This is a genomic window from Micromonospora sp. NPDC049107 (assembly GCF_040648595.1).
In the GTDB taxonomy this organism is placed as follows: Bacteria; Actinomycetota; Actinomycetes; order Mycobacteriales; family Micromonosporaceae; genus Micromonospora.
This window is the reverse complement of record NZ_JBEZEC010000002.1, coordinates 321010-333171: the sequence shown is the minus strand read 5'-3', so window position 1 is coordinate 333171 and position 12162 is coordinate 321010. Positions and strand designations below refer to the sequence as shown.

Here is a 12162-nt window from a genome sequence, read left to right as displayed (position 1 = left end):
CCGTGGGGTCCGGCCCTTTGCGGTGTGGTTGTCAGCTGGTGGCGTAGCCGCGGGTGGCGATCCAGTCGGCGAGGTGTTCGACGGTGATGTCGTAGGCGGCGGTGTTCGCATCGGCGGAGTCGGCGATCCGCACGGTGTTGCCGTCATCGCGGTAGCCCACGACGCTGATGTAGTGCCCGCCCTCGAAGGAGTGCGTGTTGCCGTCGGTGTCGACGCTGGTGCCGGCGATGTTCGCGACCACGGCCCGACCGTCATCAACGGTCTTGACGATGTCGGCGCGCAACCGGTCGGTCTGGGTGGCGTCGGCGTCGGGCTTGCTGATCTCCACGCTGTGGTAGGCGTCCGACTTACCGGTCTCCTTGTTCAACACCGGCGTGATGTCGTTAATGCTGTTGGTGCCGGCCTCGGTGGTGCCCATCTCCTTGGCCATCGCGTCCACGCTGATGTCCTTGCCCTGCACACTCAGCGCGTTACGGGTAGCGGCCGGACCGCAGTAGTAGAAGTTCGGCTGCGCCTCATACCGCACACCCAACTGCCGCTCACCATGACCCTTACGCTCAGCCTGCGACTGCGACTGCGACTGGGACGTCGGCTTGGCGGTGCTCTCCGCGGCGAACGCGGCCGTGACGGGGCCGGCGATAGCGCCGCCGGTGAACGCGAGACCAGCAGCGGTCAGAGCGGTCTTACGAATCAGATCGGTACGCATGATGGCGTGCTCCTCTGCGTCGGGGGAAACGCGCACTCGGCACACGGGGGCATGCCGGGCGGGGAAAGATCGTGGGGGGATCAGCCGGCGGCCCAGCAGGGGCCTGCTCGGATATTCCGGAGGGTGGTCCAACGGTCCGGGTCAGCGGATCATTCCCCCGCTGATGGACCGGGCGCCGGCCGGTGGTGCTCGGCCGTGCGGGGGATGTAACGACGCCGGCCTGGCGGGTGTTCCCGGCCGCGGCTACCGGCTCTGGGCCGGCGTGCTGCTCGGCGGCGCGGGGGATGTAACGACACCGACCCGGCGGGTGTTCCCGGCCGCGGCTACCGGCTCTGGGCCGGCGAGCTGCTCGGCGGCGCGGGGGATGTAACGACGCCGGCCCGGCGGGTGTTCCCGGCGGCTGTGGCGCACTGCGACCGGTGTCGTGCGGCTGTGACCCGAGGGTCGCGGCGGCGTGCCAGATACAACGACCCGACCCGGCCCGCGATTTCCGCCGCCGGGATGCGACCCGTCACGGCACCCACCCCTGAACAGGACAAACCGCCCAGGCGGGACAGACCGTCAGGCCCCACCGGGGATGATCGACTCGACATCGCCGAAGTGGCGGCATCTGCGCACAAAGGATGCCCCCACATCGGCGACCTGGAGTCGATCGAGGCGCGGGCACGATCGACCCCGAGTACCCAAGCGCCACCCGACCACCAAAACCGGACAAATCGTGACGCCCGACCCGACCCGACGCGAGCCGAGCCGACCCGACGCGAGCCGAAGCGAGCCGAAGCCGAGCGGACGCGAGCCGACCCGAGCCGAGCCGATGCCGACGCCGACAGGCCACGCCTGGGCGGGTCCGATGATCTGCGCAATATCGGGGATGTTGCTGCCTCAGCCCGTCGTGAGGCAGCAACATCCCCGAAAGTGTTGTCTCACCAACCAGGGCGCACCAGCCCAACTGAGGGTGAGACGGCGCACGAGGGGCAAGATCGTGCTCGAACTAGGAAAGAGGCCCCTCGCCGCGCGGCCGAGGCCACTACAACCAGGATCGAGCACGATCATGGGGTCTGCGGCGGCGGCGCGTTCCGTATTCAGGTAGGTGGACAGGCAGCTGCTCACTGGCGACACCGGGAGCAGGCGTGCGGAGCAACGCCCAGGCCGGCAAAGTGCCACTTCGCCCCGGTGACCCCACCATGCCGGCCCGACAGGACGGGCCCGGATCGTCGCCCATATCAGGTCATGTCGCCCATACGGCGCGCGGCAGGAGCATGCGCGCCTCGGGGCGAGGTGGTGATCCACACGACTTCGGCGATAGCGCGCTATACCAGCCGGTTGATAGCCCGATATCGCCGAAGTCGAGTCGATCATGGCGAAGGCAAGCCCTCGACCGCTGGCTCAGCGGCAGAAGCCGCCCCCGCAGGGGGTGCGCTCTCCGCGTCGGAGGTCGCCTCCGCGCCGGTGTCGGCCGGCACCCCCGTCTCCAGGGCGGCCAGGATCGCCTCGGCGGTACGACGACCGACCCCGGGTACCTCGGTGATCTCGTCGACGGTTGCCGTGGAGAGCCGCTTGAGCGAGCCGAAGTGGCGTAGCAGCGCCTTGCGGCGTACCTCGCCCAGGCCGGGGACATTGTCCAGCGCCGACTCGGTCATCCGCTTGGAGCGGCGCTGGCGGTGGAACGTGATGGCGAAGCGGTGCGCCTCGTCGCGGACGCGTTGCAGCAGGTAGAGGCCCTCGGAGGTGCGCGGCAGGATGACCGGGAACTCGTCGTCCGGGAGCCAGACCTCCTCCAGCCGCTTGGCGAGGCCGCAGAGCGCGACGTCGTCGATGCCCAGGTCGGCGAGGGCCTGCGCGGCGGCCGCGACCTGCGGGGCGCCGCCGTCGACGACCACCAGCTGCGGCGGGTACGCGAACTTTCGCGGCCGGCCGGTGGTCGGGTCGATCAGGACACCGACCTGCGGATCGACGGGGTCGACCGGGGTGGACGGGTCGTCGGCCGACTCCACACCCACCTCGCCCGTCTCGGCCCGCGCGTCGAGGTAGCGGGCAAAGCGGCGACGCAGCACCTCGGACATCGCGGACAGGTCGTCGGTGGCGCCCCGGACGATGAACCGCCGGTACTCGCTCTTGCGGGGCAACCCGTCCTCGAAGACCACCATGCTGGCCACCACATCGGTGCCCTGGATCTGGGAGATGTCGAAGCACTCGATGCGCAACGGCGAGGTGCGCATGCCCAGCGCCTCGCTGATCTCGTCGAGGGCCTTGCCGCGGGTGGTCAGGTCGCCGGAGCGTTTGAGCTTGTGCCGGGCCAGCGCGTCCTTGGCGTTGCGCTCGACCGTCTCCAGCAGGGTGCGCTTGTCGCCGCGCTGCGGCACGCGCAACGACACCCGGCTGCCGCGGTGGCTGGTGAGCCAGTCGGCGAGCGCGTCCGCGTCGGCCGGCAGCTCGGGCACCAGAAGCTCACGGGGTACGTCCGCCTCGCCGTGCTCGCCGCCGTACACCTGGGTGCAGAAGTGGTGCACCAGGTCGCCGGTGGTCAGGTCCTCGGTCTTCTCCACCACCCAGCCGCGCTGGCCGCGGACCCGGCCGTCGCGGACGTGGAAGACCTGCACGGCCGCCTCGAGCGGGTCGTCGGCGAACGCGACCACGTCGGCGTCGGTGCCGTCGCCGAGCACGACGGTCTGCTTCTCCATGGCCCGGCGCAGGGCGGCCACGTCGTCGCGCAGGCGGGCGGCCCGTTCGAACTCCAACGCCTCGCTGGCCTCGGTCATCTCGCGTTCGATCTTGCGGACCATGGTGTCGGTGCGGCCGGCCATGAAGTCGCAGAACCCGTCGACGATGGCACGGTGCTCGTCGGCCGAGACGGTGCCGACGCACGGGGCCGAGCACTTGCCGATGTAGCCCAGCAGGCAGGGGCGGCCGACCTGGCCGGCCCGCTTGAACACGCCGGCCGAGCAGGTCCGCGCGGGGAAGACCCGCAGCAGCAGGTCGAGGGTCTCGCGGATGGCCCAGGCGTGCGAGTACGGCCCGAAGTAGCGCACACCCTTGCGTTTCGCGCCGCGCATCACCTGGAGGCGCGGGTACTCCTCGTCGAGGGTGACGGCCAGATAGGGGTACGACTTGTCGTCGCGGTAACGGACGTTGAACCGGGGATCGTACTGCTTGATCCAGGTGAACTCCTGCTGGAGCGCCTCGACCTCGGTGCCGACGGTGATCCAGTCCACCGACTCGGCGGTGGTGACCATCTGGCGGGTGCGCTCGTGCAGGTTCCAGACGTCGCCGAAGTAGGAGTTGAGCCGGCTGCGCAGGTTTTTCGCCTTGCCGACGTAGATCACCCGGCCGGTGCCGTCGCGGAAGCGGTAGACCCCCGGTGACTCCGGGATGGTGCCGGGTGCGGGACGGTAGGTCGAGGGGTCAGCCACACCGCCAAGCCTAGTCCGCACCCCCGACACCCCACCGCAGGCGCGTGATCCACCCCGGCTTCCCGGAAGCCGGGGTGTCGGAGAGCCGCAGACACCCCGACTTCCGGAAACGCGAGTTGATCAATGGCCGACCGGCGCGACCGGCGCGCCCAGGTGGGTCAGGCCAGCGAGATCTGGTCGCCGGTGACCTTGATGTCCTTCGGCGGCAGCGGCTTCTTCGCCGGACCGGCCTTCACCGAGCCGTCCTCGATCGAGAACTTGCTGCCGTGGCAGGTGCAGTTGATGGTGCCGCCATCGACGTTCGACACGGGGCAGTTCTGGTGCGTACAGATCGGGCTGAAGCCCTTGAACTGGCCGGCCGCGGGCTGGGTGATCACCACGCCCTCGGCGGCGAGGATCTTGCCGCCGCCGACCGGGATGTCGGCGGTGGTGGCCAGCGACTGGGCGTTCTGCCGGTTGCCGCCGCCGGCGTCCCCGGTGCTGGGCACGGCGGGGCCGCCACTGGTGGGTCCGTCGCTGCCGCTGCCGTCGTCACTGCCGCAGGCAGCCAGGACGACGGCCGCGCCGACCGCCCCGACGCCGGTGAGCAGGGTACGACGGGTCTGCGTACCCGGTCCGGTCAGCGCCTGATCGTCGCTCATGCCTCGCCTCTCTCTCGCCCAGTGCGCCGGTCCGAAAGCCGGCCACACTTCCTTCCACGCGCAACTGTGCCGGATAGTTCACCCCGGCATCCGGGCGACCCCGGCAAAAGGGGCGGGTCGTCAGCCGACCCGCCCCGAAGAGATGCGGGAAAGTCAGCGCGCGCCGGCCGGCACCTTGCGGGTCGCCCGCGTCTTGGTCGCGCCGTTGGCCTTGGCGGCCCGGGTGGTGGCCGCCGCCGCGCCCTTGGCCTCGCCGTCGAGCTTGAGCACCTGGCGCAGGAACTCGCCGGTGTGGCTCTCGGCGACCTCGGCGACCTCCTCCGGGGTGCCGGTGGCGAGCACGGTACCGCCCCGGTGACCGCCCTCGGGGCCCATGTCGATGAGCCAGTCGGCCGTCTTGATCACGTCGAGGTTGTGCTCGATGGTGATCACGGTGTTGCCCTTGTCGACCAGTCCCTCGAGCACCATCAGCAGCTTGCGGATGTCCTCGAAGTGCAGACCGGTGGTCGGCTCGTCGAGCACGTAGACCGTGCGCCCGGTGGAGCGCTTCTGCAGCTCGGAGGCGAGCTTGACCCGCTGCGCCTCACCGCCGGAGAGCGTCGGAGCGGGCTGCCCGAGGCGGACGTAGCCCAGGCCGACGTCGACGAGGGTCTTGAGGTGCCGGTGGATGGCGGGGATGGCGGAGAAGAACTCGGCGGCCTCCTCGATCGGCATCTCCAGCACGTCCGAGACGGTCTTGCCCTTGTAGTGCACCTCCAGGGTCTCCCGGTTGTACCGGGCGCCCTTGCAGACCTCGCAGGGGACGTACACGTCGGGCAGGAAGTTCATCTCGATCTTGATGGTGCCGTCGCCGGAGCACGCCTCGCAGCGGCCACCCTTGACGTTGAACGAGAACCGACCCGGCCCGTACCCCCGGACCTTGGCCTCGGTGGTCTCGGCGAAGAGCTTGCGGACGTGGTCCCAGACACCCGTGTAGGTGGCGGGGTTGGAGCGGGGCGTACGGCCGATCGGCGACTGGTCCACGCCGACGACCTTGTCGACGTGCTCCAGCCCGGAGACCCGGGTGTGCCGGCCGGGCACCAGGCGGGCGCCGTTGATCTGGTTGGCCAGCACCGCGTACAGGATGTCGTTGACCAGCGTCGACTTGCCCGAGCCGCTGACGCCGGTGACCGCGATGAGCTGGCCCAGCGGGAACGAGACGGTCAGGTTGCGCAGGTTGTGCTCCCGCGCGCCGTGCACCACCAGCTCACGGTCCTTGGTCTGCGGACGGCGGCCGGTCGGCGTCGGGATCGACCGCCGACCGGAGAGGTACGCCCCGGTGATCGACTCCTTGTTCTTCAGCAGCGCCGGCACCGAGCCGCTGTGCACGATCTTGCCACCGTGCTCGCCCGCGCCGGGGCCGATGTCGACGATCCAGTCGGCCACCCGGATGGTGTCCTCGTCGTGCTCCACCACGATCAGCGTGTTGCCCAGCCCGCGCAGCCGGATCAGCGTCTCGATGAGCCGGTGGTTGTCCCGCTGGTGCAGCCCGATCGACGGCTCGTCGAGCACGTAGAGCACCCCGACCAGGCCCGAGCCGATCTGGGTGGCGAGCCGGATGCGCTGCGCCTCACCGCCGGAGAGCGTGCCGGCCGGCCGGTCGAGGGAGAGGTAGTCCAGGCCGACGTCGAGCAGGAACCGCAGCCGGGCGTTGATCTCCTTGAGGACGCGCTCGGCGATCAGCTTCTGCCGGTCGGTCAGCTCGATGCCGGCGAGCAGGTCGGCGCACTCCCCCACGGACAGGTTGCAGACCTCGGCGATGCTCTTGCCCGCCAGGGTGACGGCGAGCACCTCGGGCTTGAGCCGGGCGCCCCCGCAGGCCGCACACGGCACGTCCCGCATGTAGCCCTCGTACTTGTCGCGGGACCACTCGGACTCGGTATCGGAGTGCCGGCGCTCGATCCACTGCACCACGCCCTCGAAGCCGGTGTAGTAGGAGCGCTCACGGCCGTACTTGTTGCGGTAGCGCACGTGCACCTGGTCGTCGGAGCCGTGCAGGATCGTCTTCTGCGCCCGTGCCGGCAACGCCCGCCACGGGGTGTCGATGTCGAAGTGCTGGGCCTCGCCGAGGGCCTCCAGCAGACGCAGGAAGTATTCCAGGTTGTGCCCGGTGGACCAGGGCTGGATGGCGCCCTCGCGCAGGCTGCGCTCCGGGTCGGGAACCAGCAGCTCCGGGTCGACCTCCTTCTTGGTGCCCAGGCCGGTGCACTCCGGGCAGGCGCCGTAGGGCGCGTTGAAGGAGAACACCCGGGGCTCGAGATCCTCGATAGCCAGCGGGTGGTCGTTGGGGCAGGCCAGGTGCTCCGAGTAGCGGCGCTCCCGCTCCGGGTCGTCCTCCGGCAGGTCGACGAAGTCGAGCAGCACCAGGCCGCTGGACAGCCCCAGCGCGGCCTCGACCGAGTCGGTCAGTCGCTGCTTGGCGCTCGGCTTGACGGTGAGCCGGTCGATCACCACCTCGATGGTGTGCTTCTCCTGCTTCTTGAGCTTGGGCGGCTCGGTCAGCGGGTGCACCACGCCGTCGACGCGGGCCCGGGCGTAACCCTTGGCCTGCAGCTCGGCGAAGAGGTCGACGTACTCGCCCTTGCGGCCCCGGATGACCGGGGCGAGCACCATGAACTTGGTGCCCTCGGCCATCGCGAGGACCCGGTCGACGATCTGCTGCGGGCTCTGCTTGGAGATCCGCTCGCCACAGACCGGGCAGTGCGGCTCGCCGATGCGGGCGAAGAGCAGCCGCAGGTAGTCGTAGACCTCGGTGATGGTGCCGACGGTGGAGCGCGGGTTGCGCGAGGTGGACTTCTGGTCGATCGAGACGGCCGGGCTCAGCCCCTCGATGAAGTCGACGTCGGGCTTGTCCATCTGACCGAGGAACTGCCGGGCGTACGACGACAGCGACTCCACGTAGCGCCGCTGCCCCTCGGCGAAGATCGTGTCGAAGGCCAGGCTCGACTTGCCCGACCCGGACAGCCCGGTGAACACGATGAGAGCGTCCCGGGGCAGGTCGAGACTGACGTCACGCAGGTTGTGCTCGCGCGCGCCACGGATGATGAGTCGGTCGGCCACGGTACGTGTACTCCCGGGTGAAGGTGAAGCGGAGGGTCTGTCCCGCTCTGTGCTGTTTCCGAGCGGTCGTAGCTGCTCATGAGCGGTCGGTACGGGCGCGGAAAACACGCCTCGGCAACTCTAGCCCCGAGGTACGACAGTTTCCCCCGCCCGCACATTCCCCCAGCTCAGCCCGGTCGGCCGCGCCGGCCGCGAGCCTTTGGCACCGGCCGTTGCCGCCGGGCACGTACCCCGACGGCAGAGCCCCGGTCAGTAACCCCCGGGCGACGGCGGGCGTGCCGCCCGGCGTCGCGCCGAGCGCCAGCCGCCGCGTCGCTCGGCGGCGAGGCGGGCGGCACGCCGCCCGCTCTCGTGCGCCACCTCGCCCTGCAGCCGCCGCCAGCTCTCCCAACGGCGGGCGGACAGCTCACCGGTCCGCAGCGCGTCCCGGACCGCGCAGGCCGGCTCGCCGTCGTGCCGGCAGTCGGCGTACCGGCAACCCTCGGCCAGCCCCGCGATGTCGGCGAACGCCCGGTCCAACCCGGCCACGCCGTCGAGGAGACCGACCGCGCGTACGCCAGGCGTGTCGATCACCGCGCCGCCGCCCGGGATGGGCACCAGGGCCCGCCAGGTGGTGGTGTGCCGGCCCTTGCCGTCGACCCGGCGGATCGCCTGGGTCGGCATCATCATCGCGCCGGCGAGCGCGTTGACCAGGCTCGACTTGCCCGCGCCGGACGGCCCGAGCAGCCCCAGCGTGCGACCCGGCGCGACCTCGGCGCGCAGCGGCGCCAGCCCGGTGCCGTGCTCGGCGCTGACCGGCAGCACCGGCACACCGGGTGCGACGGCGGCGAGTTGGCGGGCCAGCGCGGCCGGGTCGGCCGCGAGGTCGGACTTGGTCAGCACCACGAGCGGCCGGGCCCCGGACTCGTGGACCAGGGACAGCAGCCGCTCGATGCGGGCCACGTCCGGCTCCGGGTGCACCGGCTCCACCACGGCGGCCGTGTCGAGGTTCGCGGCCAGCACCTGGCCGCTGGCGTCCTTGCCGGCGGTACGGCGGATCAGCGCGGCTCGCCGGGGCAGCACGGCCCCCACCGTGATCCGGCGGTCCGGCCAGTGTGTGAGCAGTACCCAGTCTCCCGCGCAGGGCAGCGCGGAGGGGTCCTGGACGGCGGCGGCCAGCACGGACGGGCCGAGGCTGGCGCGGACCGGGCCGTCGACGGTGAGCACCGTGCAGACTCCCCGGTCCACCCGGGCCACCCGGCCCGGGTGGCGCTCGCCACGTCGGGCGGCGTACGACGCCCGGTCGGCGTCCCAGCCGAGGGCGGTCAGATCGATGGTCATAGCATCCTCATCGGTGTCGAGCTGGTGATGGCGGAACACGCGTGCCACGTCCGGCATGAACTCCACCTCCGTCCGACGTCCGAGTGCCGCTTGTGACGCCGACGGTAGGGCGCGACGCGCCGTGCCGAAAGCGATTTCCGCGACGACGGTGCGGCGCCCGCCCGCTAGGGTCGACGCGTGCGCACCGCCGCGCCGCCCGCGCGACGCCACCGCACAGCCGCCGAGCGCCTCCTCCACCGGAATGGATGTCGACACGTCATGACCTACAGCGGAGATGTCACCCACGGCGGCCCGCCGGCGGTCCGCGAGTTGTCCGGGCTCACGATCAGCAAGCTGTCGGTCGGCCCGATGGACAACAACGCCTACCTGCTGCGGTGCGCCGGCACCGGCGACCAGGTGTTGATCGACGCCGCCAACGAGGCGCCCCGGCTGCTGGAGCTGATCGGTGACGACGGCCTGACCGCCGTGGTCACCACCCACCAGCACATGGACCACTGGGTGGCGTTGGAGGAGGTGGTCGCCAAGACCGGCGCGCGGGCGCTGGTGCACGCCGACGACGCGTCCGGGCTGCCGATCGAGGCGGAACACCTGGCCGAGGGCGACACCGTCGCGGTGGGTGACTGCGCGCTGGAGGTCATCCACATCAAGGGGCACACGCCCGGGTCGATTGCGCTGCTCTACCGCGATCCGGCCGGCACCGCCCACCTGTTCACCGGCGACAGTCTCTTTCCCGGCGGTGTGGGCAACACGGACAAGGACCCGCAGCGCTTCGCCGCGTTGATCGACGACGTCGAGCACAAGCTGTTCGGCCAACTGCCGGACGACACCTGGTTCTACCCGGGCCACGGCAAGGACAGCACCCTGGGCACCGAACGCCCCGCCCTCCCCCAGTGGCGAACCCGAGGCTGGTAACCCACCCCACGGACCAGGTCACCCACGAGAGCCCGAGCGAGCCACTCAATTGGGCCACCCAACGCTGACCAAGAGCCACTGAAGGTCGAACAACCCGCCGGAAGACCGCGACCCGACCGGCGGACCAAGACCCCGACGGGGGCGGGGGCCTGCCGTGCCCGGCGCAGGGATCAAGCCTGACCGCCCGGAGCCGGGCACGGCAGGCCCCCGCCCCCCACCGCAACCACAGCCAGCAAGAAGCTCAGCCAGCCAGAGCGAACAGCCGCCGCCGCGCCCCCAGCAGCACCACGGTGGCCAGCACCAACCCCACCCCCATGGTCACCAGCAACGGACTGGGCGCGCCCGGCAGCAGCGCGGCCAGCGACCGTGACGCGATGCCCAGCGCCAGGTAGAGACCGGCCCAGGCCGCCGCGCCGAGGGCCGCGCAGCCGAGGAACCGCCGGTACGACATCCGCAGTCCGCCGGCGGCCAGCGGCAGCAGGGCGTTGAACACCGGCAGGAACGGCGCGACCATCACCATCCGCCCGCCGCCACGGCTGAGGATCCCTTCGGCCGCACTCCAGCGCGACTCGCCGATCCAGCCTCCGACGCGACTGCGGCGCAGGGGTTCGGCGTACCGGCGACCGATCAGGAAGCTCAGCGACCAGCCGGCGAGGCATCCGGCGAGCACCGCGGCGAAGGTGGCCAGCCCGGTGGCCGGGCGGCCCACCCCGACCGCGGCCAGGATCGCCACGTCGCCGGGGACGAGGACGCCGAGCAGCGGTACGGCGTCGAAGAGCATCACCAACCCGAGTACGCCCATCAGCACCAGGATGGGTAGCTCTCCGACCTGGGCCAGCCAATGCGTCATGCCTCGTACGCTATGGCCGTCGTGCCACCGTGGACATCCGGTCGCAGCCCTTACCGCCCCCTGGTGTCCACCTCGGGGTCACCCCTGAGATGGCCGGCGGGTCAGGCGGGTCGCAGCACCCGCACCCGACGCGGCGACGGGTCCACCGACGGCTCGGTGGTGGGCACCGGGTAGTCGGCCAGCACCAGCAGCCCGTCGACCGGCAGGTGCGCCCGGCCGGGGTCCCCGACCAGCACCTCGGCGCCGGAGGCGACGGCCCGTCGCAGGAACGGCAGCATCCGGGCAGCCATCGGACGGCTGTAGAAGACGTCCCCGGCGACCACCAGGTCCGCGTCGGCGCTGTCGCGGTCGAGCAGGTCGTCGCCGTTGACGTCGACGGTGACCCGGTTGGCGCGGGCGTTGACCGTGACGGCCGCCACAGCGTACGGGTCGATGTCGTTGGCGACGACCTCGGCGGCGCCGGCCAGCGCGGCGGCGATGCCCACGAGTCCCGAACCCGCGGCGAGGTCGAGGACGCGACGCCCGGCGGCCAGCTCGGGGTGGTCCAGCAGGTGTCGGGCCAGGGCCTGACCGCCGGGCCAGACGGAGGCCCAGTACGGCGCCGTCAGGGGGTGCCCGGCGAGCGCCTCCATCCGGGCCCACCAGACGATCGCGTCCTCGGCGAGGTGCAGGCGCACCTCCGGGACGAACGGGGTGGGGACCAGCCGGAGCCGGTCCAGGCCGGCGCCGGGCGCGTCGATCTCGCGCTCCAGCTCGGACAGCGCGGTGGCTGCGGGACCCCTCATCGGCGCAAGCATGCCGCACGACGAAGCGGTCGGGGCGGCTTTGGCACGCGGGCGACGCGGAGTGTTCATCTGAGTTCGAGAAAAGACCTACGGCACTTCGGCCGGCGGATCGGGGTTTTGCCCGTTACTGTCGAACAGGTACGGGCGACCATCGGCCTCGAGGCCGGTGGTCCGCCGCTTTGAACAGGGAGAGATGCATGGCAACCGGCACGGTTAAGTGGTTCAACTCGGAAAAGGGCTTCGGCTTCATCGAGCAGGATGGTGGAGGGCCGGACGTGTTCGTCCACTACTCCGCCATCGCGACGAGCGGCTACCGGGAGCTCAACGAGGGCCAGAAGGTCGAGTTCGAGGTGACCCAGGGCCAGAAGGGCCCGCAGGCGGACAACGTCCGCCCGATGTAGCTCCGTGCCGGTGACGGCGGTCGGTTCCCGGCCGCCGT

9 protein-coding genes are annotated in these 12162 nt (G+C 71.2%); 2 read left to right on the top strand and 7 right to left on the bottom strand.

The window, feature by feature from the left end; genetic code table 11:
- Window positions 1-31 precede the first annotated feature (31 nt).
- The 5 genes from AB0B55_RS06670 to rsgA all read right to left on the bottom strand — a co-directional run bounded on the left by AB0B55_RS06670 (window position 32) and on the right by rsgA (window position 9176).
- Entirely contained in the window at window positions 32-706 is a 675-nt protein-coding gene (locus AB0B55_RS06670) for a C39 family peptidase (RefSeq protein WP_357170836.1), read from the bottom strand.
- 1355 nt (window positions 707-2061) lie between these two features.
- The gene (uvrC, locus tag AB0B55_RS06665) at window positions 2062-4116 is read right to left on the bottom strand and encodes an excinuclease ABC subunit UvrC (RefSeq protein ID WP_357170834.1); all 2055 of its coding nucleotides are present in this window, start codon (window positions 4114-4116) and stop codon (window positions 2062-2064) included.
- A gap of 158 nt (window positions 4117-4274) precedes the next feature.
- Window positions 4275-4757, bottom strand: coding sequence for a Rieske (2Fe-2S) protein (locus tag AB0B55_RS06660; RefSeq protein ID WP_357134869.1), 483 nt, complete (start codon window positions 4755-4757; stop codon window positions 4275-4277).
- Window positions 4758-4910: 153 nt separating this feature from the next.
- On the bottom strand, window positions 4911-7856 hold the full coding sequence (gene uvrA / locus AB0B55_RS06655) for an excinuclease ABC subunit UvrA (RefSeq protein ID WP_357170832.1): 2946 nt from the start codon (window positions 7854-7856) through the stop codon (window positions 4911-4913).
- 249 nt (window positions 7857-8105) lie between these two features.
- A complete protein-coding gene (gene rsgA, locus AB0B55_RS06650; protein WP_357170830.1) occupies window positions 8106-9176 on the bottom strand; it encodes a ribosome small subunit-dependent GTPase A in 1071 nt (356 codons plus the stop codon).
- 258 nt (window positions 9177-9434) lie between these two features.
- Here rsgA and AB0B55_RS06645 point away from each other — a divergent pair, with 258 nt between their 5' ends.
- Window positions 9435-10088 carry an MBL fold metallo-hydrolase gene (locus AB0B55_RS06645; protein WP_357170828.1) on the top strand — a complete coding sequence of 218 codons (654 nt, stop codon included), beginning with the start codon at window positions 9435-9437 and terminating at the stop codon, window positions 10086-10088.
- Window positions 10089-10329: 241 nt separating this feature from the next.
- Here AB0B55_RS06645 and AB0B55_RS06640 read toward each other — a convergent pair whose 3' ends face one another.
- The gene (locus tag AB0B55_RS06640) at window positions 10330-10938 is read right to left on the bottom strand and encodes a VTT domain-containing protein (protein WP_355049579.1); all 609 of its coding nucleotides are present in this window, start codon (window positions 10936-10938) and stop codon (window positions 10330-10332) included.
- A gap of 101 nt (window positions 10939-11039) precedes the next feature.
- Window positions 11040-11735, bottom strand: a complete 696-nt coding sequence (locus AB0B55_RS06635; protein WP_357127292.1) for a 50S ribosomal protein L11 methyltransferase — start codon at window positions 11733-11735, stop codon at window positions 11040-11042.
- A gap of 185 nt (window positions 11736-11920) precedes the next feature.
- Between AB0B55_RS06635 and AB0B55_RS06630 the strand changes: the two genes are divergently transcribed.
- A complete protein-coding gene (locus AB0B55_RS06630) occupies window positions 11921-12124 on the top strand; it encodes a cold-shock protein (RefSeq protein WP_007072071.1) in 204 nt (67 codons plus the stop codon).
- Window positions 12125-12162: the final 38 nt, after the last annotated feature.